The sequence below is a fragment of the Stenotrophomonas sp. NPDC077420 genome (assembly GCF_044543385.1).
In the GTDB taxonomy this organism is placed as follows: domain Bacteria; phylum Pseudomonadota; class Gammaproteobacteria; order Xanthomonadales; family Xanthomonadaceae; genus Stenotrophomonas.
This window is the reverse complement of record NZ_JBITVZ010000025.1, coordinates 13244-34166: the sequence shown is the minus strand read 5'-3', so window position 1 is coordinate 34166 and position 20923 is coordinate 13244. Positions and strand designations below refer to the sequence as shown.

Annotated in this window: 13 protein-coding genes and 1 pseudogene; 6 read left to right on the top strand and 8 right to left on the bottom strand. The window is 61.5% G+C overall.

Features of this window, described 5'->3' with window-relative positions:
• Positions 1-208: 208 nt before the first annotated feature.
• The 3 genes and pseudogenes from ACIGII_RS18355 to ACIGII_RS18345 all read left to right on the top strand — a co-directional run.
• Positions 209-547 (top strand): annotated as a pseudogene (locus tag ACIGII_RS18355) (M13-type metalloendopeptidase); the annotation flags it as partial.
• A 225-nt stretch (positions 548-772) separates the two neighbouring features.
• Complete coding sequence (locus ACIGII_RS18350) at positions 773-1972, top strand: site-specific integrase (RefSeq protein WP_260563109.1); 1200 nt, start codon at positions 773-775, stop codon at positions 1970-1972.
• Positions 1969-3135, top strand: coding sequence for a YhcG family protein (locus ACIGII_RS18345; protein ID WP_260563110.1), 1167 nt, complete (start codon positions 1969-1971; stop codon positions 3133-3135). Before ACIGII_RS18350 ends, ACIGII_RS18345 begins: the two co-directional genes overlap by 4 nt.
• 105 nt (positions 3136-3240) lie before the next feature.
• On the opposite strand, the gene ACIGII_RS18340 is transcribed toward ACIGII_RS18345, so the two are convergent.
• Genes ACIGII_RS18340 through ACIGII_RS18305 form a run of 8 tightly spaced genes read right to left on the bottom strand, consistent with a single transcriptional unit; the run spans position 3241 to position 16659 of the window.
• Positions 3241-6027 (bottom strand): SNF2-related protein, encoded by a 2787-nt coding sequence (locus ACIGII_RS18340; protein ID WP_260563111.1) that lies wholly within the window; start codon positions 6025-6027, stop codon positions 3241-3243.
• Positions 6028-6036: 9 nt separating this feature from the next.
• Entirely contained in the window at positions 6037-6549 is a 513-nt protein-coding gene (locus ACIGII_RS18335; protein ID WP_260563112.1) for a hypothetical protein, read from the bottom strand.
• The gene (locus ACIGII_RS18330) at positions 6546-9764 is read right to left on the bottom strand and encodes a DUF1156 domain-containing protein (RefSeq protein WP_260563113.1); all 3219 of its coding nucleotides are present in this window, start codon (positions 9762-9764) and stop codon (positions 6546-6548) included. Before ACIGII_RS18330 ends, ACIGII_RS18335 begins: the two co-directional genes overlap by 4 nt.
• 10 nt (positions 9765-9774) lie before the next feature.
• Positions 9775-11568, bottom strand: coding sequence for an ATP-binding protein (locus tag ACIGII_RS18325; protein WP_260563114.1), 1794 nt, complete (start codon positions 11566-11568; stop codon positions 9775-9777).
• 7 nt (positions 11569-11575) lie between these two features.
• Positions 11576-12652 carry an SIR2 family protein gene (locus ACIGII_RS18320; protein ID WP_260563115.1) on the bottom strand — a complete coding sequence of 359 codons (1077 nt, stop codon included), beginning with the start codon at positions 12650-12652 and terminating at the stop codon, positions 11576-11578.
• Between the two features lie 10 nt (positions 12653-12662).
• Positions 12663-13682 (bottom strand): hypothetical protein, encoded by a 1020-nt coding sequence (locus tag ACIGII_RS18315; RefSeq protein WP_260563116.1) that lies wholly within the window; start codon positions 13680-13682, stop codon positions 12663-12665.
• Positions 13682-16429, bottom strand: coding sequence for an ATP-binding protein (locus tag ACIGII_RS18310; protein ID WP_260563117.1), 2748 nt, complete (start codon positions 16427-16429; stop codon positions 13682-13684). The genes ACIGII_RS18315 and ACIGII_RS18310 overlap by 1 nt, the downstream gene beginning before the upstream one ends.
• Positions 16429-16659, bottom strand: coding sequence for a helix-turn-helix domain-containing protein (locus ACIGII_RS18305; RefSeq protein ID WP_104098252.1), 231 nt, complete (start codon positions 16657-16659; stop codon positions 16429-16431). The genes ACIGII_RS18310 and ACIGII_RS18305 overlap by 1 nt, the downstream gene beginning before the upstream one ends.
• A 588-nt stretch (positions 16660-17247) precedes the next feature.
• On the opposite strand from ACIGII_RS18305, the gene ACIGII_RS18300 reads away from it, so the two are divergent.
• The 3 genes from ACIGII_RS18300 (at position 17248) to ACIGII_RS18290 (ending at position 20475) form a co-directional block, all read left to right on the top strand.
• The gene (locus ACIGII_RS18300; protein ID WP_260563118.1) at positions 17248-18075 is read left to right on the top strand and encodes a DUF945 domain-containing protein; all 828 of its coding nucleotides are present in this window, start codon (positions 17248-17250) and stop codon (positions 18073-18075) included.
• A gap of 79 nt (positions 18076-18154) precedes the next feature.
• Positions 18155-20203 (top strand): ParB N-terminal domain-containing protein, encoded by a 2049-nt coding sequence (locus tag ACIGII_RS18295; protein WP_399657613.1) that lies wholly within the window; start codon positions 18155-18157, stop codon positions 20201-20203.
• 62 nt (positions 20204-20265) lie between these two features.
• A complete protein-coding gene (locus ACIGII_RS18290) occupies positions 20266-20475 on the top strand; it encodes a hypothetical protein (protein ID WP_260563120.1) in 210 nt (69 codons plus the stop codon).
• Positions 20476-20923 lie beyond the last annotated feature (448 nt).

Below are 20923 nucleotides of genomic sequence, written 5' to 3'. Positions count from 1 at the left end.
CCGTCGCGGCCGGTAGGTCCCTGGCAAAGTAAAGGAGGAGGTGGCGGCCGCAGGCCGACGCCGGGGGACATTTGCATAGGGGCCTGCCGGCCGCGACGGGGCCCTCCACGCTCGCGACAGCCATGATCGAAGATGCACCAGGCTTCCAAGCCACGCGCAAAGCGACGCGTCACCCCAACGGGGGAAGCGCTTTTTTTTCCTACATCGAGGCGTGAAGGGTGCCAAGGTCAACGGCCAGCTGACCCGCGAGGAAAACCTGGCCCACCTGTCCGGGCTGGAGCTGGCCTGGGCGGCCTACCGCTCGGCCGAGCCGGAGGCCAAGCCGGCGACCCAGCAGGGCTTCTTCCGCGCCTGGGCGAGCCTGTGGCCGCAGCAGCTGTCGCCGAACGAAGCCGCGCAGCGCCTGACCTCGGACACCATGGCACCGGGCAAGTGGCGCACCAATGGTCCGCTGTCGAACCTGCCGGCCTTCGGCGCCACCTACAGCTGCAAGCCGGGCCAGCCGATGCAGCGCGTGGAGACCGACCAGATCAAGGTCTGGCGCTGACACCACCGTGAGAAATGAAAAGGGGTGCTCATCGAGCGCCCCTTTTTTTGTTTCACGATGACTCCAGTACCGCAATTCGCTGGACTACGCCAAGGCTCGATACAGCAGGTTTATCAATCACTTAGGCGAGTTCAACATATGCCGGTGCTTTCCGAAACTTGACCCGGCTTCCCCTCGCGTGGCTCCCATGCGGCTCTTGGAAACCGGGCTTTCCGAGGAGTCATCATGGCGAAGATCAAGCTCACCAAGTCCGCAGTCGATGCGGCACAACCTCAAGACAAGGCCATCGAACTGCGGGATACCGTGGTGCCCGGCTTCCTATGCAAGATCACCCCGGCCGGCCGCAAGGTGTTCATGCTCCAGTACCGCACGAACGCCGGCGAGCGCCGCAAGCCCGCCCTGGGGCAGTACGGGGAACTGACCGTCGATCAGGCGCGCACGATGGCGCAGGAATGGCTGGCCGAGGTGCGCAAGGGTGGCGACCCCAGCGCGGCCAAGAACGCCGCCCGCAAGGCACCGACCATGAAGGAGTTCTGCGACACCTTCATGGAGGACTACTCCAAGCAACGTAACAAGCCCAGCACACAACGCGGCTATCAGGGTGTGATTGACCGCTGCATCATCCCGATCATGGGCCGGATGAAGGTGCAGGACGTGAAGCGCCCGGACGTGGCTGCGCTGATGAAGAAGCTGGCCTACAAGCCGACTGAGGCGAACAAGAGCTTCGGCGTCTTGCGCAAGATGTTCAACCTGGCTGAAGTGTGGGGGCTGCGCCCAGACGGCACGAATCCATGCCGCCACGTCCCAATGTACCCCCCCGGCAAGGAAACCCGACTCATCGTGGACGATGAACTGGTGCGGATCTTCCGTTATCTGGAGCATCTGGAAGCCGAGGGACTGGAGAACTACGTCATCCCGTTGGCGATCCGCCTGCAATTCGAGTTCGCCGCCCGCCGTTCCGAAATCTGCCCGCTGGAGTGGGACTGGGTTGATCTGGAAAAGCGCCGCGTCGTCTGGCCGGACAGCAAGACCGGCGGCATCTCCAAGCCCATGAGCGAGGAAGCCTATCGGTTGCTGTCCACCGCGCCGCGCCGGGAAGGCTGCCCCTACGTCCTGCCGTCGCCGAACGATCCGACCCGGCACATGACCCACGGTGAGCACTATGGCGGCTGGAAGCGCGTGCTCAAGGCCGCCAGCGTGCCGCACGTCGGCACGCACGGCATCCGACACCGGGCGACGACCGACATTGCCAACTCAGGCGTGCCAACCAAGGTGGGCATGAAGCTCACAGGCCACAAGACCGTGGCGATGTTCATGCACTATGTTCATACCGAGGACAAGCCGGTGCGGGATGCGGCCGAACTGGTGGCCAGCCGGCGGCTGGCGATCACCGGGGCATCCCGTTCTATGGAGGTGACAGCATGACAAGGAAGACGCCTGTGGCAGCAGGGAAACGCGCCACCTTACCGGCTGGCTATGCCGGCATCCACGGCGGCATCGTGGAACTGCTGGATGCGGCGCGCCAGGCCGCGGCGCGCAGTGTCAACGCGCTGATGACGGCCAGCTATTGGGAGATTGGTCGCCGGATCGTCGAGGCCGAGCAGAAAGGCAGGCGGCGGGCCGGTTACGGCGAGCAGTTGATGGAACGCTTGTCCGCCGATCTGACGGCCCGGTTCGGGCGCGGGTTCAGCCCGGACAACCTGGAGAACATGCGGCGCTTCTTCGTTGCATACCCAGTAGGGACAATTTCCGAGACACTGTCTCGGAAATCTGGAGAAAGACTGCCTGCAGGGAATTCCGAGGCGGTGTCTCGGAAATTCGACCTCTCCGAACTGTCCCAAGTCTTCACCTTGCCGTGGTCGGCTTATGTTCGGCTGCTGTCGGTCAAGGACGACCATGCCCGCCAGTTCTACGAGGCTGAGGCGCTGCGTGGTGGCTGGAGCGTGCGCCAAATCGACCGGCAGATCGGTAGCCAGTTCTACGAGCGCACGGCCTTGTCCAAGGACAAGGCGGCGATGCTGGTCAAGGGTTCGGTAGCCAAGCCCGAGGATGCCGTCACGCCCAACGACGCGATCAAAGACCCGTATGTGCTGGAGTTCCTCGACCTCAAGGACGAGTATTCGGAATCCGATCTGGAAGCAGCCTTAATCCAGAGGCTGGAAGACTTCCTGCTGGAATTGGGTGAAGGCTTCACCTTCGTCGGAAGGCAGCGCCGGTTGCGCATTGACCAGACCTGGTATCGGGTCGATCTGTTGTTCTTCCATCGCAAGCTCCGCTGCCTGGTCATCATCGACCTGAAGCTGGGCAGCTTGACCCATGCCGACGTTGGCCAGATGCACATGTACTGCAACTATGCCAAAGAGCATTGGGCCTACCCGGACGAGAACCCTCCCGTTGGCTTGATCCTGTGTGCCGACAAGGGCCATGCCCTGGCGCGATATGCGCTGGATGGCTTGCCGAACAAGGTCATGTCGGCCAATTACCGAACAGTGTTGCCAGATGCAGAATTGCTGCAAAAAGAGCTGGAGAACACGCGGCGTCTGCTTGAATCTCGCGGAACGCTTTTCCTTAAGGAAAGCAAGCCGTAGTCGTGCGTCCCGGCGTGTTGCTGTCGGGCTCGCGGACTACACCCCCTGCTTAGTAGCGAATCACAGCCATTCGGCGCTGATCCGTGACGCCTTCGGTTTCCAGCATCAAGTCGCCTTAGCAATGATCTCAACATATCCAATCAGCTCCGCCGAATAGCTACCGTCCCCATTTGCCGCGCCCTTATGCTTCAGCTCACGTTGCAGGGTCGGCTCCACGGTGTGGGCGAACAGCGCCAGCCGCTGCTCCGATGTAAAGCTCGGCGAGATCGTCGGCGCTTGCAGAAACCGTTCGCACTGTCGCTCAATGGCCGGTACCCGTGTCCCGTCCTGCTTGACTGCGATGGGCTGCACCACCACACGGCGTTCCCCGTTGCCCGCAGACGCCTCCACCATCCACAAGGACAGCAGCACCGGCTCGTCAACATCCCCGGCCACCGCAATGCCGATGTCTTCGGGCGTCACGCTGCGCCAGCGGCCCAGCTCTTCCTGTACCAAGGGGTGATCCAACCCCATCAGTTCCAGATCGTCCCTGCTGGTGGCGGTATCGCGGTTTAGCGTGAAACGCGTACGGCGCGTGCCATCCACTGTTACAAGGTCGTAGGTTTCCTCGTCCACCTTCAGCAGCTTCTGCTGGCGATCTGCCACCGCCGCTGACAGGAAGCGCACCAGCCGATCCAGACTGGACGACACATCCGAGAAGGGCTGGTAATCATCGAGGCTGAAACCGTCGAGGTCTTGAAACAGATCGAACACCACCTGCCGTGCCTCGCGGGAATTGGACAGCGCCGCTTCCAGCTCCACCTGAGTGCGTTTCAGTTCGGGATCTGACAGCGCCTCCTGGTACAGGCGGTCATAGTTCAACCGCTCGGAAAGCTGCCCCAGAATCTGCGCCCTCATGTCTTCGGCCACGTTGCCCTGATCATCGACCTTGCCGACCGTGCGTGCGATCTCAGTCAACTTCTCGTCCAGCAGGAGGAAGATGCGACCTTCGATGGTGTCCGACAGCACCAGGTTGTAAACCTGTGCCGTATCGCGCTGGCCGTAGCGATGGATGCGCCCGATGCGCTGTTCCATGTCCATTGGGTTCCACGGCAGGTCGAAATTGAACAGAATGCGGGCGAATTGCAGATTCAAGCCTTCGCGGCCAGCCGCTGTGCACACCAGCACACGCGGCCCGTCTTTCAGGCGGAACTTCCGCTCTGCCGCCAGCTTGGCACCGTGATCGCCGCCACGCAGCAGCACTACGCCCTGGCCGGGATAAGCCTGTTCAATCTCGCGGGCAATCAGATCGACCGTGCCGAGGTAGGTGGCGAAGATCACGATCTTTTCGTTGGCATTCTGTCGCCATAGATGCCCCAAGCCATCAAGCAGCTTTTGCGCCTTGGTCTCGCGCTGCTGCGGGAAGATGCGCAGCAAGTCACCAATGCGCAGGCGCTCCTCGGGCAGATGCAAATCGACCACAGCGGAAGCTGCCTCCTCGGCGTGCGTCGCCGAATACTCGCTGCCATAAGGATCGGAGGCCATTTCCAGCGCCTCTTCATCCAGTTTCTTCACCAGCCGGTACTTGAGGTCAGCCAGCACACGATCTACCTCGCTGCGGCCGATGCTGTCCTTCGCCAGCCCAAATTCTGCATGGATCAGTTCGCGGGCTTCTTCCGTCAGCCGCTCGCGGCCTTCAATGTCCAGTTCCTTGTCACGCAGCAGCGCCTCGTGCAGCGTCAGCATCAACAGGCGGCGCTTGAGCGTGCGGCGCACGGCGGCAAAGCTCGATGCCGCGATCTTCTGAAAAATCGCCATCAAGAAGCCCAGTGCGCGCCCCTGGTTGCCCTGGCGGCGGGCCAGATCGAAACCGTCTTCCAAGTATTCGCGCAGCTTCTCATAAAACAGCCGCTCCTCCTGATTCATCAGGAAGGATTCGGTATGTACCCAGCGCCGCGCAAACAGCGGTGAACCATCGGGTTGGCAGGCATCGGCCTTGGTGCGGCGGAACATCACCGTGTTCAGGCGATGGCGGTTTTCCAGCATGTCCTCGGGACTGCTAAACAGTGTGGGATTCAAGAGTTGCGCCAGCATCCAGAACTGGAAGTGATTGCCCTGGTGAGGCGTAGCAGACAGAAGCAAGAGATCCCGCGCGTGATCTTTCAGCGCTTCGGCCAGCTTGTAGTTTTCCGTCTTGCGTACCTTGCCGCCCGTGCGGTGGGCAGTTAGGTGATGCGCTTCGTCGAACACCACCAGATCCCAGCGTGGCGCATCCAGCAGGCGCCTGATGCGCGCCGGGCGCTTCAATGTGTCGATGCTGGCGATCAGTCGGTCGTGCTTGGCAAAAGCATTGGTCTTGCGGTCGGTGATGTCGCCCTCGGAGCCAAACACCTCGAAGTCGAGATTGAACACCTCATTCAACTCGCGGTGCCAGTTGTTCACCAAGCCTGCGGGCACCACCATCAGCGCCCTGCTCAGTTCGCCCCGGCTGGCGAGTTCACGCAGAATCAGCGCGGCTTCGATGGTTTTTCCCAAACCCACCTCGTCGGCGATCAGATAACGTCGTGGTGAAGCAGTCGCAATGCGGTGCGTCAGCACCACCTGATGCGGCAACAGATCAATGCGCGCCGAGGTCAGCGCCGAGGCGCTTTCCATCACCGGCAGTGCGTGCGCTTCGTAAGACAGCCATGCCTTTCGTGCCCGGTCTGAGCCGCCTGCCACCGATTGCAGAATGCGCTCGGTACGGGTGCGCTCGCGGCGTACCGAACTGACCGGCACGCGGCGCTCGCCCACGCCGAAGAACGCGCGCAGATAGCCATCGTGCACCGGTTCGAGCACCACGCCTGGGCCGAGTTCGGTGTGGGTGATGCGCTCGCCGGGCTGGAACAAATCCTCAAAATCGTCTGCTTGCACGCGCTGGCCTCAAGTAATCCGCAGGTGAAACAGGCCGGCCGCTTTCGCGCCCTCGCGCAGCAAAATTTCCTGCGGGTACTCGTTGGCCTCACCCCACAGAAGGCGGCCAAAGTCGAGCTGCTGGCCCCGATGCGGCGCTTCGCACAGCCAGTTCACTGCGTCGGTGGAAGCCTGCACGCGCAAACGGCCTTGGCCCTGCGGCAGCCAGAAAATCAAGGCGGCTTCGCCTGCGTATTCATCCTGAAAAGACAGGATAGCGCGTTTGATCGTGTCGCCCAGCCAGAGTTCGCCTTGATCGGGTGCCAGCAGGTCCAGGCTGCCTTCCAGCCCGGCCACCACCAACGTCTGCCCGCCGTTGCTGGGCAGGTCATCCGGCCAGCCCTGCGCACTGGGGGTGGCCGCCTGCAAAAGCTGCCGCAGGCTCCAGACCTCGCCCGCCGCGCACACTGTATTGCGTGCCTCTTCATCCCACAGCCAACTGGTGCCGCGCCGTTGCCATACCGTATCGAGCACCTGCCTCATTGCGTGTACTCCCCATCGTCATCGAACAGCGAAACCTGCTGCGGCTTGGGGGCCTGGCTGGCTTGCCAGGTAGAGAAGATCGCCACCGCGCGCGACGCCGCGTTGCGGGTGGTTTGATCCGAGCCGTTCTTTTGCAGCCATTCCAGCAGCGGCTTGAGCGCTATGTGCGGCTTGAAGTTGTCGTTCGTGAGCGTGTCCGAGGCATTGATGCCGCTGCCATCCACGCAGGCACCGATCAGCACCAATGCCTGATCGAGGTCAGAGGTGAGCTTGCGCTTGTGCTTACCCGACCAATCGCGGGCGAAATCGAGCGGATTGGTGCGTGTAAACACCTTCTTCTCTTCGCTGCACCAACCACGCTGTACAAAGTCATCCGGCGTGGTGATGGTACCGCGCAGAAACTTCTGCAACTGGTCGCGCTTCATTTCAGTCGCAGCCCCGAAGGTGCGCAGAAACTGGCGTGTCATCGGTTCAGCGTTGACCGGCGGCGGTTCCTTGCCCTTGTCGGCGTCTTCGTCGATGAGCTGATTGATACCGACCAGCGCATCCCTGACCGAGATGGTGCGGGCTTCGTCCACATAGACCTTGCCGTAGTGGCGAGAGAAATATTCCAGCGCCTTGCCGCGCCGGATCACCTGGATGTCGGCGGCGGGCAGCCCCTCTTTGGCGTGGTTCTCTAACATGGCCTGCAACTGGCGCACATCGGCCATCACTTCGCGGCGCATGCGGCCCCAGCTCACTGGCTTGGGTTCTTCCGTGCGTTTGCGGCAGACGTGGATGATGTCGTACTCGATGGTCTTGGAGCCGAATTCGCCTTCACCCTTGGTTTCATCAGAGCGGATCGGGTAGGTCGCTTCGAGGTAGTAGCCCGCGTCGAATAACGACTCCAGTACCGCCACCCAGGGCTCGTCCTCGCTGTGGTGGAAGGTGAAAGCCAGGATGCCGCTGGGCTTCAAGAGGCGATGTGCCTCGCGCCAGCACTGGGTGAGCAGGCGCTGGTAGAAACCATCTGGATCTTCCGGTTCGCGAGCGCGGTTGGCCACTGCCTCCAGTGACTTGGGCGTGTATTCCGCGCCGAAGATCGCCGGGTACTTGTCCTTGAGCGCTAGGCGCAGCCAGACGTAGAAGAAATCGGCCAATTCCGAGTAATGCAGCAAACCGCCGAAAGGCGGATCAGTGATAACCAGATCGAGACTGCCGCTTTCAAGCTGCGCCAGATCAGTAGATGACCCCTGATGCACGGCCACATCCAATACTGGATCGCCGGGGAAGACCTTTTCGCTCTTGCCGCTCAGTTGGTCAGCCAGTTCGGGATCACGGCGCTTCAGCGCCTCGATGCTCACCGCTTCCCACGGCTGAATCGCCCAATCGCGGCCTTCAAGGATGCCTTCTGAACTGGATGCCCAGTTTCCACGGCCCAATGCGGGGAAAACGCAGTTCTCGACCACCGTTGATTTCGGGTGGTAGTTGTTATTTGCGAATTGAGGTTCGAGCTTGTCACCTTGCACATTCCATAGCGTAAAAAGGCTTTGATTGCGCAGGTATTGCTGAAACGCCCCGAGCACAAACTCCCGCACTGACCAGTCGTAAGCCCCGACCTCGACAATCGCCTTGAGTAGTTGCGTATGCACCAGCAACTGGCGCGGGTTGAACATCGTCCACCAGTGCGTGAAGCCGTGGTTCGGTACACCGCCTTGGAGGTGGTGGGTCATGAAGCCGTAGGGAAGCTCAGAGCGCGGCCAGTAGTCCTTGAGGTCGTCATCCTTGCGCGCTTCCCATTCAGCGAATGCCGTGTCGTATTGCCGCGCGTGCGGCGTGCCGTAGGCTGCGAAGAAGCGGCCGCTATAGGGTTTGCCTGCCGCATCGCGCTTGGGCGCATAGCCCTGCACCGCATACGCCGCCGTCGGCCCGGTCTTGCCCGTCGCCTTGATGGTCGTCAACACATCCTGCACCGTGCCACAAGCTGCGCAGGCGTAGTGGGATTTTTTCGGCACCGTGCCGTTTTCCGGCGCAAAGGTGATCTTCGTTTCCGGGCAGGTCACCTCATCTGGCAGTGCACCACGCACCTCCAGCAGGCGAATCTTGGATGCGCGCACGCTGTCCCAGCGCGTGGTCGCGGTCGAATTGTCTTGCGCCGAGCCGCCGTAAGGCTGACCATTCGCGTCCTGCTTGGCTTCGCCCGCCAGCCATTGCGGATGCACCAGCAGGCTCAGCTCGACCTTTTTGTTCGGCTTTTTCGGCTTGCCCAGGTTGACCATTGCCGCATGGTCGCAATGCGGGCAGATCACGCCTTTCCTGCGATCGAGCACGGAGAACGGGTACTCATCCGGCGCCACATACAGCGGCGAATCGGGCGCCATCCGTGCGGCTTCCTCCTCAACGTGGAATTCGCCGCCGCATTTGCTGCACGTGTGCTCCCAGTGCTTCACGCTGATGGTCTTCACGGCCATCACCGGGCTGGTCATGATCGGCGTGCGGTGGCCGCAACCCGTCACCTGACAAGGGCCGTGCTTGGCCCAGAAGGTATAGATCGCCTCCGGGCCTTCGTAACGGTAGTCCTTACGCTCGTCGCGCGGGATGGTCAGCGGGTCGAAATCGGCGGGCATTGCCTTGTTCGACGACAAGTGCGTCCACGTGCCTTTCTCACCCTCCGGGCCATCACAGTAGTAGTACGGCATGATCTGCGGCTTGACCTCGGCTTCGATCTCGGCGAGCAGCTTCTTGACCTGCTCCAGATCGACGTTGGCCAGCTCCTGCTTGACCACGAACCACGCGACCGGGTTGAGGTCGTTGCCGACCATCTGCATGCCCAGGCGCGAGCCTTCCACTAACGTGGTGCCGCCGCCCATGAAGATGTCGGCCACCTTCAGATGCTTGAATGCGCCTTTCTTCTGGTGGTTGGCGTAGTAGTTGTCCCACACCAGTTTGGCCGCGTGCGATTTGTCTTCCGGGGCCTTGGTCGCCGCCGCGATCAGCATCGAACGAAATACGCTGGAGCGCCGCCGCGCCCACCACTTCGACATCTGGTAAATCGGCTTGCCCGCGTTGCCCTCGATGATCGCCACCTGATTGACGGGCAGGATGGGGAAATCCACCTCCAGGCAGGTTTTGGCGCGGTTGGGGTCGTTGAAATCGACCGTTTCCAACGCGACAAGCTTTCCCGCTCCGACGGCTTTGGCGACTTGCTGTGCGAGTAGTTCTTTTTTGGTGGCCATTCAAGCTTCCTTAATCTTCTTGTGCGCGGGACTGCCTGCGCATGTTTTCTACCGCGGCAACCAAATCAACTTCTGCTTTGGGCGTGGCCCAGCGCGTCCAAAAGGGGATCGTTGCGCTGCGTGGTTCGTGTTTGGGCTTGGACATCTTGATGCGGGTCGGCAGCAAGGTGGCGTCGCCCACCACCACAGCCTCGCCCACATCCAGCGTCGGCAGCACCTCCATCAACCCTTCCAGGCTTTCAGGAAGGAGCTGCCTGACCACTGCCTGGTCAGTCTTATTGGCCAGGCGCAGGCTGATGATGTTGCTGCACTGGCTGAGAATGGTCGTGCTGACATCCGAGGGCCGCTGACTGACCACCATCAGACCAACGCCATACTTACGGCCTTCCTTGGCGATGCGCTCGTAATTTTCCAGGGCGCGCTTTTCCAGTGGCCCGGTGGAGGCGGCACTGCTTGGCAGGTAGAGATGCGCCTCATCGCAGACGATGACAATCGGGTGGCGCGCATCACCGTCTTCGCCCGGGCTGCTCCAAAACTGAATTTGGTAGATCAGCCGCCCGACCAAGCCCACCACTACCGGCAGGATGTCCGACGGCACCTCCGAGAAATCGATGATCTTGATGCCAGGATTGACGCCATCGTTGACGTTGCCTGTGCCGAGCAGTTTTTTTGCGAGATCGTGCAGAGCCTCGTAAGTCTCGTACTCCTTCGGCGCTTGGTACATGAACGCATAGCGGCGATCGTTCATCTTGGTTTTCAAGCGAATGAGGAAGCGCGAGAGCTTGCCATTCAATGGGCCTTTTTCGGTTTTGGCTTGACCTTTGCGCGGGCCGCTTGCGTAGGTTTCCCCGGTATCAATAGCTTCGTCGTTTTTGTCGTCCAGCGATTGGACAAGATCAGCAAGCCGGTAGGGTACTGGTGTGTCGACGGTGAAGCCTTCCAATAGGTCTGGCTTGCCAAGGGCGGCGATAGCTGCGCGCTTCATCACCATGACGGAATCCATGAGTGCAAGTGCCTGATTGGGTGCGTTGTCCCCCGAGCGATCCACAAATACCGATTGCATTTCGTCATAGGTCAGCAGCCAGAACGGCAGGAAGATCGCGCCGTCTTTCTTGGCTTTAATGTCGCCAATACCAGCGATGCGGTAATGCGACGCGAACTTCATGCTTGAATACTCGCCATGCAAATCGAGCACAACGATATTGGCGTGAGGCAGTTGCGCGGACTGCTCTAGGATGGATGCGACAGTGAAGGATTTCCCCGAGCCGGTGCTGCCCAGCAACGCGGCATGGCGCTGAAAAAGCTTGTCGCCATCGATGTAGGCGCTGGCCTTGCCATCCAGGGTATAGGTGCCGACCTTGAGCGGGGCAGCGACATCCGCCTTGGACGACGCACTCAAGATGCCCATGAAGTCTTCGAGAGACTTTTCTTCGATGGGGAACACAGGCCGGTTGATCTCCGGCAGGATGAAAACGGCGCGCGTGAAGGTGTCCTTGCGCTGCCCATCCCGAGCGCGATAGGTGCCGACCAAGCTGATCGACACGCCGTTCTCCTCTTGGGGAACACCGGCAAGATCTGCTGGTGGATCAGCTTCTGGTAGCGTCGGCAGTTCCACCGGATGCCGCCACACTCTTTCGATGATGCCGATCAGCCATTCATCCCCCATCGACTGGATGGCAACCAATCGACCGACGCGCGCTTTTTGCAGACGTTGACCGTCCGTCACCCGCACGGTGATCCGCGAGGTTTCCACACTGCGGACTTCGCCCAGTGACTGCTCATCGGTGAAATTGAAAATGCTCATCCTCGCCTCACTCCACAAATTTTTTCAGAAAATCATCAAGTTGCCAGATTGGCTCTGAAGACTGCAATGCATTCCCGTTCCAGCGGCAAACCGCCCCGTCACCGTTCTTGAACACGGCGATCACGTGAGGGTGTTCGCCAAGCAGTTGTTCAATGTTCGGGGTGGAGTCGCGCGTGACAATGATTGCGGGCATGCCTGCCACCAGACGGCGTTTGATGACGCCTTGCAGATGGTCGTCATTGAAGCCAAACCCAATGCACAACAACGCTTGAGCATCGGCGAGTGCCGCATTCATCGCAGTACGCATTTCGTCGAACAAGGTATTGACCAGTGCGTCTTGGTACTTTGACGGGCCGGGTACTACGATGGCCCGACCTGCTGTTGCGGCATCGTTAAGAACCTCCATCGGACCTTCATCGGTGGTCAACCAACTAATGGAACCATGAGGTTTGTAGATGCGAACGGTTTTGCAAAGCCTGTGGTCGAACTGCTGCTGACGCTTTTCAGCAACCCAGATTCGCGTGTACTGATTCTCGAAAATTGGTCGAGGACGAGGCTTGCGTCGGCGAAATCCGGTGAAACCTGTATCAATGGGAAGTCCTGCCAGATCGCAAAACAACTCCAACAACGTGTCGTAGTTGGTCGTGATGACGTGAATGCCTTCTGCGTTCTGCGGCGAGCCATCGAACAGACGATTCAGAAGGCGTGATGGCGCGTGTCCACCATCCGCTTTTTCTTGAAGTAACTTTGATTCGGCAGTGGCCGTTCTATCAAGAATCAGCCGAGCAGTTTCACTGCGTATGGCTGATACGATTTCACCCCAGCCCGTAGCGCCCAACGGAATATTGTTAAGCCCCGTCTCCAGGTTCTCCTTGATCGCCTCAATTGCCTGTGCCCAAGCTTTTTTTGCTTCATCCGTGGTCAGTACGCCATCAACGGTATTCGCCAGATGCTCTGCCAGAGCCCCCATGCCAGGAAGGCCATAGCCGCAAGAGAATCCAGACCCGACAAGGAGCACAGGCGCTTTGCGAAAAGCGCCCTGTATTTCTGTGAAGAGATCGTCGGGTAAATCTGCCGCTGACATATCGCGCCGCCTACTTGGTCAATTCGACAAACGGCGACAGCACCTCCAGCAGAGAGAGACCACCGTGCGTCAATGTCGGGTAGCCGCCTTGGCTGCGCCACTTTCTGCGGCCCAGCGCCAACAGGTGTGCGCCGTGCGGGCTGTCGATTTGCAATGCAACCGGAGGCACGAAAGGGCCTGCGTCACCATTCCCCGTCTTGCTGCGCCCGCTTGAAAAAGTTTGCTTGAGGTGAGCGGCAACCTCGCCATCGGCATCAGGGAAATAGCCAGTGGCGGCGTAGCCGTGATCCGATGTGATGACCAAGCGCCGCCCAGTGGCGAGGCGCTCAACAAAGCCCCAAAAGTCGTCACAGGTAAGTTGCTGCGCGGCATCTTTGGTTAGGAGTTCCAGCCCCTGGCCTGCGCCGTAATCGTGCAGCTTGGCATCTGGCCAGTGGTGCCAGAACACCCAGTTCTTCGCGCCCGAGGCGTTGCCCACCAAGCCTGCGCAGTCCTTCCACGGCAAATCGATGGTTTCGGTCTGTGCGGGTTGCAGCTTATGCGCCAAGCCGCCGCCGTTGGCTTGCAGCTGGCTGCGGCTGGCCAGCCCCAATGCGCGGGCAAACGGGTTGGTCTCACTGGGCAGCTCGGATGCAGTAGCGGCCACCGTGTGCAGGGTGAATCCACGTTCTTTGGCTCCTTGCAGTAGCCAAGGCAGTTCGCGCAGCGAGAGGGCATCAAGAATCAGTACGGCGCGCGCGGCGCTATGGCCATAACCGGGTTCGTTCCACCAGCGCGCAAGCCGGTCTGAGGTACGTTCCACACCACTGATTTCGGGTTGACAAAAGGTCTGCCACAGATCCCAGCCGCTAGAGGCCAGGAACAAATCGAGCTCGCCAATCTCGCGGTCTCGCTTGACCACTTCGCCGGGAGCATTGCCTTCGGCCAGCGGTTTGGAGGCAATCTCTAGCGCCCGTTCGGTGATGATGCGCCATGCCTTTTTCGGGCTGTCCTGGGTCAGGCGCTGCAAGATTCGAGCATCCAACGCCATCAGTTGTCCTCCTTCTCAAGGCTCAGCTCGAAAGTCATGCCATCGGGCAGCTTCTTGAGCAGTTCCTTGAGCTGGGCGCCGGTGGCGGCAGATACCTTGATGGAGATTTCGGCCACCGGTGTGGCTGGGCCAATGCCCCAGCCTTCGAGCTTACCGATCAGGTTGAGCGGCGAGGTTGGAGGGTTAGAGAGAGGTATACGCGGTTTGGTCGTGCTGTTTGTGCCACCGAAAATTCCGCCCGGCGTAGAGGCTGGTGTGGATGGAGTACCAGGCTGCGGCTCTTGTACACCGGGGGCCGGGATTGTGCCGCCGCCAAAGATATCGCCGCCCAATCCACCATTGCCGCCAGCCGGTGGCTGCGGCGCGGGCGGCGTAGTGCCGCCGGTGGCGGACACGGCTGAGGGTTCCATCAAGAAGACTTCATCGAGCTGACGCCCGGTGTAGGAGAGCTTGGGCCGCAAGCGCCGCCAAGCTGTGTCCTCATCTTCGCCTGCCTGCGTTTGCAGATGCTCCAGATTACGCAGGTTGATGGCGATCTTGCCGCGCGCGCACAAGCGCAGGATGCGCTCCTTCATCGCGGTTTCACCCAGCCAGGGGATGCAATCCTGACCCGCAGGGCGAGGCTCTTGCAGTTCACGCAGCAGCTTGCCGAGGGGTGCGTTCACCGAGGCGGCTTCAAGCACGAGGTCTTCGAAGTCTTCGGGAACAAAGAGGTCGTTGGTCAGCGTTTCCTCGATGCCCTCGGGGATTTGTGCACCTTGCTTTCTCAGGTGTTCCGTACTGAACAGCGATTGTTGCGGGTTCTGGTGGTCGTAGCGGTGCAAGATGGCAAAGCGATCGAAGCGTTTTTTCAGGTTCTCGCGCAGCGTGCTTTCAAATTCCTTGTGCAGCCTTTTGTACTCGGGGTTCTGCCCGCTCCATTCCTGCGCCTTCATTTCGGCGCGAGTAAGGATGAGTAGGTCCCGATCCTGGAAGGCATTGGTAGAGCCAGATCGGGGCAACAGGAAGCGAATGGTGTTGCGGCGCTTTTGCAGGTGATCCTTGAGCCAACGGCCCAATGTCTGGTCAATTTTTTCCGGTTCTTCGGGCAGAACCAGAATGGGTAACCGGTCATCCCAGCGCTCCGGCTGCTCAGCTTCATCGAGCGAGGTCCACGGATCGTTTTGCCACGATTTCGGCAGCGCAATCACGCGGAAGGTTTTAGCGACCTCGTCGCTGCCTCCAATGACATAGCGCACTTGCTTGGCAAGCTGCGCCTGATCGGAACCATCGGTGAACAGCTTGTCATTGCGTGCGCAGGCCATCAGCTTGGCACGAGGGTTTTCTTCCTCGCGGAAGACCAACCGCGGGCCATCCTGGTGGATGTTGAAGCTGTTTTCGACAATAGTCGCCAGTTCGACCTGAAAGGCATTGCCATCCACCGGCTTGCTGCGGGTGATGTCCACTTGCAACGTGGCAGGCTCGGCCCCGGCAAGATTGCCAACGGCGATGGAGCGCAGCCACAACGCACCTATGATTTCTTGTAGGTGCGGCGCAAGGTTGGCATGGTCGTACACCGCCTCGGTGACCGAAATGATGTTGTGCTGTGCTTTTTCGCGTAGGGTGCGGTGGTGCTCGTTGGACACTGAATCCAGCAGCGCGCCAATGCCCGAGGCATCATCATCCAACCGAAAATCAGCAGCGGTGAGCACCGGTACCGCTTCGCCCCGGCTCTTGTAGAGGTTGGCCAGAATGCGAATCATGTCGCGCGTTTCCTGCGCATCCGTGGCAATCAGCACCTGTTCCTCAAGCAGACGCAGCAAGTGCGGTGCGTAGGGCCAGGACTCAGTGAATTCGCGGCGCTTGCGATCCTGCTCGGCGGGCGGCACGTCCAGCAGTCGGAAATATTCGGAGACGTGTTGCGCAACCAGGGATTCGATGGTGCCGTCTGCAATCTGCAGGCGGTTGTCGAACAAACGATGCAACAGCATCCGCCGTCGATCCTGTTGGATACGCTCGGCATTGCCTCCCGCCTTGAAGTCGATGGCCACCGGGTTGACACGGTGCACCTGCTGGTAGGCGTCGCTGCCGCCGTTGCGCACAGAGATCACCAGCACCAGTAGGTCGGGGCGCTCTTTGGCGATCTCCGACAGGATCTGGATGAAATTGAACGCCCAGTGCTTCCAAGGGTACTGCTTGGTGTTGGTCAGGCCATCGTACCAAGTCTGGAATTCGTCCAGGAGCAGCATCGTGGGCCGATGCTCAAGCAGTTCGATGATGAGCTTGTCCGAGGGGATGTCGGTCTTGGCCGCTCCCATACCTTCCCACTTGCCCTTGATGAATTCGCCGCGCGGATGGCGCTCGAACAGCAGGTCCCACAGGAACTTGTAGCGTTGACGGTGCAGGCTCTCGCCAATGACCAACATGCCATCGCGCAGCGCGATCTTGCCGATGCCGGGATCCCCCAGTGTGCTTGACCAGGAGCTGAGCCATGTGCCCGTCGATGCGGCATCGTTGACTGCGTGGTAGAGCGCTGCCATCAAGTGCGACTTACCCAGGCCGCGCTCGCCGATCACGACCACTGGCCGCCCTTGGTTGGGGCCAACGGCTTCGATGCCCTTCAGTAGATCGTGGGTGGGATAGGTGATCTCCAGGAACGCCTGTGCAGCGATCTGGGTGGCACCAGTGTTCGAGTCGTTGGAAAGCTCAATGGCTGTTCCCTTGAGGCGCTTGCCCCGAAATTCATCCCGAAGAGTCAATCCAAGCATTAGTTTTCTTCCTCTTTACGCGATTTTTCTTGAATATCGTCCTTGGACTGACCGGTTGACTGTTGCTTGATCCAGATTTCAATGTCCGCTCGCAGGAATCGCCACGTCCCACCAACTTTGAACGCGGGAATTTTTCCGTCAGCTGCTAAGCGGTAGACCGTGCGTTTGCCCGCCTTTAAATAGGCAGCCATTTCTTCAATGGTAAGAATTTCGTCGCTATCGGTCGGCATGACGTTGCTGCCCTGAAAAATAGTACATAGTTCTACGCAGTGTAGTTGAAATTGGCAAATATTGACAGACTTGGCAAGGACGTTGTGTTTTGTACCGCCTTGAAATTTTCGGTGCGTCTCCGCTTCGCGGATCGCGCTGCTCCAGGTTCGCTGTTCGCTCATCCCTGACGGGACTGGCAATCGCCAGCCTTCCACATCCCTGACGCCTACGGCCCGGCTTCCAGCTTCGGGCCTGCGCGCTTCGCTTGCGTGCGGTTCGGCACACGAGGGTGGCCGTTGCCATGTCCAGCCGTCACCCCTGACTTCATCACCTTACCCGCGACCGTAGCCCGCTCCCGTGTGCCGTCAAGGCGCGCAGGGCCGTGTCCTCGCTGCGCTGCGGGCCGCACCAACCCTGCGCTTGTCTCCTTGACGGCCCCCGTCCGCGCGCTCCTTTAGCCGCGGGCGATGAACTCAGGAAAGACGGTGGCAACAGGGCCAACCGGGTTCCTCGTGCCGACCGCACCGAACAGCCGAAAGGCTGGGCTCCGAATCTAGGAATCCGGTGTGCGGTTTGAACAGCCAACCTTTTTCGTCAGGAGAAATGCCATGCAACTCGCATCCCGATTCGCTTCCCGTTCCCCCTCGCTGCGCAGTGATTACCCGCTGTCCGACGATCAAATCCGCAAGGTCGCGCCGTCAATCTTCGCGGACGCCCCGCACGAAAGCCGTTCTGAGCGGTACGCCTATATCCCCACGTCCGCCGTGCTTGCGGAGCTTCGCAAAGAAGGGTTCCAGCCCTTCATGGCGTGCCAGACCCGCGTGCGCGACGAAGGCAAGCGCGAACACACCAAACACATGCTGCGCCTGCGCCATGCAAGCCAGATCAACGGCGCGGAAGCCAATGAAATCGTGCTGTTGAACTCGCATGACGGCACCAGCAGCTATCAGATGCTGGCCGGCATGTTCCGGTTCGTGTGCAGCAATGGCCTTGTCTGCGGCGACACCGTGGCCGATGTGCGCGTGCCCCACAAAGGCGACGTGGCCGGACTGGTCATCGAAGGCGCTTACGAAGTGTTGAGCGGCTTCGACCGGGTGAAGGAATCTCGCGATTCCATGCGCGCTATTACCTTGAACGATGGCGAATCCGAAGTGTTCGCCCGCGCCGCGCTGGCCCTCAAGTACGACGACCCCGACAAGCCCGCGCCCATCACGGAATCGCAAATCCTGATGCCGCGCCGCCACGACGACCGCCGCCCGGACTTGTGGAGCGTGTTCAACCGCACGCAAGAGAACTTGACCCAAGGCGGCCTGTGCGGGCGCAGCGCCAACGGACGCCGCCAGCAAACCCGCCCGGTGCAGGGCATCGACCAAAACATCCGCCTCAACCGTGCGCTTTGGCTGCTGGCCGATGGCATGCGCCAGTTGAAAGCCTGAACCCCCACGCGGCAGGGGCAGGCAGCAGCCCTTGCCGCTTCTCTCGCTGCTGCATCTCTAACCGCAAGGAGTTATCACCATGAACGCCGTCACCCAAACCGAAACCCGCGCCATCGAAACCGCCGCGCCGCTGGAAGTGGCCGACCCGACCAAGAACCTGATTTTGGTTCCGCTCTCGCAGTTGCTGCCGCGCCGCTCCAAGCGCAACGCACGAAAGACCCCGCGCCTGTCCATTCCCGAACTGGCCGCGAGCATCGCCCGCATCGGCCTGCTGCAAAATCTCGTCGTCATCCTTACCGCCGATGGCGAGCAATACGAAGTGGTGGCCGGCGACCGCCGACTGACCGCATTGAAGCTGCTGGCGAAGAAGAAGCGCATCGCCGCCGACTTTGAGGTGCCTTGCCTGCTGGTGCCGGACGCTTCGGCCCGTACCGTCAGCCTCGCGGAAAACCTGCTGCGCGAGCAGATGCACCCGGCCGACCAGTTCGAGGCGTTCGCCGCACTGGTCAAGGAAGGCCGTCCCATCGAAGACATTGCCGCCGACTTCGGGGTGTCCCCGCTGGTGGTGCAGCGGCGCTTGAAGCTGGCGAACGTCTCGCCGCGCCTCATGGCCGACTACCGGGCCGGAGGCGTCACGCTGGAACAGTTGATGGCCTTGACCATCACCGACGACCACGCCGCGCAGGAAGCCGCGTTCTATGGTGCGCCGGAATGGCAGCGCAGCCCGTCCAAGCTGCGCGAGCGCCTGACCGAGCGCGAAATCGACGCCGCGCACGCGCTGGTGCGCTTCGTCGGGCTGGACGCCTACCGGCAGGCAGGCGGCGGCATCCGCCGCGACCTGTTCGCGGAAGGCGATGCCGGAACCTACCTCACCGATACCGCAGTGCTGGAAGCGCTGGTGCGCGACAAGCTGGATGCGCTGGCCGGGAACGTGCGCGCCGAGGGTTGGGCGTGGGTGGAAGCCGTGCCGCACATGAGCTACGCCGAGCGGCAGGCATTCCAGAACGCGCCGCGCCAGCGCCGCGAACCGACCGCCCGCGAAGCCCGCCGCATTGCCTCGCTGCAAAGCCGCCTCGACAAGATCGACGCCGAACTGGAAGAAGCCTACGACGCCGAGGACGAGGACAAGACCGAGGCGCTGGAACCGCGCCGCGAACAGGTCGCCGGGGAACTGCAAGCCGTGGAGGAAGCCTTGCAGGGCTACGCCCCGGACGTGCGCGCCGTGGCCGGCGCCATCGTCACGCTCGACCGTGAGGGAGAAGCAGTGATTCATCGCGGGCTGCTGCGTGAAGCCGAAGCCAAGGCGCTGCGCACGCTGGAACGCTTGCGGCAGGGGTTCGGCAGCGCGGAAGGCGAAGCCGGGAACGACGACGAAGGCGAGGACGCCGAACAGCCCAAGGCCGCGAGCCTGTCCGACCGGCTGGCGCAGCGGTTGAGCGCACACCGCACCGCCGCGCTGCAAATCGAAGTCGCCCGGCATCCGCAAGTCGCGCTGGCCGCACTGGTGCATGGCATGGTGCAGACCGTCTTGCAGGACAGTCACTACGGCCACGACCTGCCGCTAGGCGTGAGCCTGAAAGTGCAACACCGGCTGGAAGGCATGGCCCCGGACTGGCCGGAATCGCCTGCCGCCGTGGCCCTGCGCGAGTTGCAGCAGGTTGCGGGCGAAGCGCTGCCGGAGGACAGCGCCGAACTGTTCGCCGCGCTGCTGGCGATGGAGCAAGGCGAACTGGTGCGGCTGCTGGCGGTATGCGTGGCGGCGACCGTGGACGTGGTGACGCCTCGCGCCACGGCGCACCAACCGGGCGCGGAACTGGCGCAGGCCGTGGGGCTGGACATGGCCGCATGGTGGCGGCCCACCGCCGAAGGCTACTTCAAGCACGTTTCCAAGGCGGTGATTCTGGAAGCCGTGGGCGAGTTTGCGCCGTCGCACGCCGCCCGACTGGCGAAGTTGAAGAAGGCCGACATTGCCAGCGAGGCGGAACGGCTGGCCGATGGTACGGGCTGGATGCCCGCCATCTTCAAGGCCGAAGGCGCGGAAACTGCGCCGGAGGAAACGCAGGCGCAGGACGCTCCGGAGGATGCCGAGGCAATGGCGGATGAACCCGCCGAGGCACTGGCTGCTTGACCCGCGCCGAAGGCAAGCGCCCCGGCCTCGACCGGGGCGCTTCGCTTGAAGGAGAAGCCCCCATGACCCGCACCACCACCAGCCGCCCGCGCATGGCGGCGATCTATGCGCCCGGCACGGTACGCGCTCGCCGCTGGCACGGCGAAGGCGACGTGCGCGGCTACCGTCCGCCCCCCGGCTGGACAGCCAGCGCCGACCTGACCGACTTGCATCCCATCACAGGCCGCGCCTTGCCGCGTGCCATGTGGTGGATTATCGAAACCAAGGAATAACGAGCCGCACCGGCCCCAAGCCGTTCCGCCTTGGGGCCGGTGGTCAAAAATCCGGTCGCGGCGGTGGCCGCGCCCGGTTTCAGCGTCCAAAGCAAAATCGCCATGTCGCCGCCTTCGACCAGGCGGCGACGTGGCGGACGTGCAAGTGCCTTGCACGCGGTACAGCCATCGGCGCCCGCTGGCGCGGGCAAGGTTTCGATGGCGCCCCGCCGTAGTGGGTGGGGCTTGTGGGGCTACGCCCCGGCTTGCTGCGGCAGGTTGTGCCAAAGCGTGCCGTCCTCGACGCTGGCGGTTCGCGCCTGTACGTCACGAAGGGCGGTTCACCGACACGCCCCCCGGCCTCGCTATGAAGCATCCACGCCACGCCTCAAGCCCATCACCGCAATCTGCGGCAAGAGGCGTTCTCGCTTGTCGTTGGGGTGTTGGCCTTGCCCGCGTCAGGGCGCAA

Coding starts and splice junctions, on each gene's coding strand:
- ACIGII_RS18305 (WP_104098252.1), bottom strand. CDS start 16,659: ATGCCGACCGATAGCGACGAAATTCTTACCATTGAAGAAATGGCTGCC.
- ACIGII_RS18300 (WP_260563118.1), top strand. CDS start 17,248: ATGCAACTCGCATCCCGATTCGCTTCCCGTTCCCCCTCGCTGCGCAGT.
- ACIGII_RS18315 (WP_260563116.1), bottom strand. CDS start 13,682: ATGGCGTTGGATGCTCGAATCTTGCAGCGCCTGACCCAGGACAGCCCG.
- ACIGII_RS18320 (WP_260563115.1), bottom strand. CDS start 12,652: ATGTCAGCGGCAGATTTACCCGACGATCTCTTCACAGAAATACAGGGC.
- ACIGII_RS18350 (WP_260563109.1), top strand. CDS start 773: ATGGCGAAGATCAAGCTCACCAAGTCCGCAGTCGATGCGGCACAACCT.
- ACIGII_RS18310 (WP_260563117.1), bottom strand. CDS start 16,429: ATGCTTGGATTGACTCTTCGGGATGAATTTCGGGGCAAGCGCCTCAAG.
- ACIGII_RS18335 (WP_260563112.1), bottom strand. CDS start 6,549: ATGAGGCAGGTGCTCGATACGGTATGGCAACGGCGCGGCACCAGTTGG.
- ACIGII_RS18295 (WP_399657613.1), top strand. CDS start 18,155: ATGAACGCCGTCACCCAAACCGAAACCCGCGCCATCGAAACCGCCGCG.
- ACIGII_RS18290 (WP_260563120.1), top strand. CDS start 20,266: ATGACCCGCACCACCACCAGCCGCCCGCGCATGGCGGCGATCTATGCG.
- ACIGII_RS18345 (WP_260563110.1), top strand. CDS start 1,969: ATGACAAGGAAGACGCCTGTGGCAGCAGGGAAACGCGCCACCTTACCG.
- ACIGII_RS18330 (WP_260563113.1), bottom strand. CDS start 9,764: ATGGCCACCAAAAAAGAACTACTCGCACAGCAAGTCGCCAAAGCCGTC.
- ACIGII_RS18325 (WP_260563114.1), bottom strand. CDS start 11,568: ATGAGCATTTTCAATTTCACCGATGAGCAGTCACTGGGCGAAGTCCGC.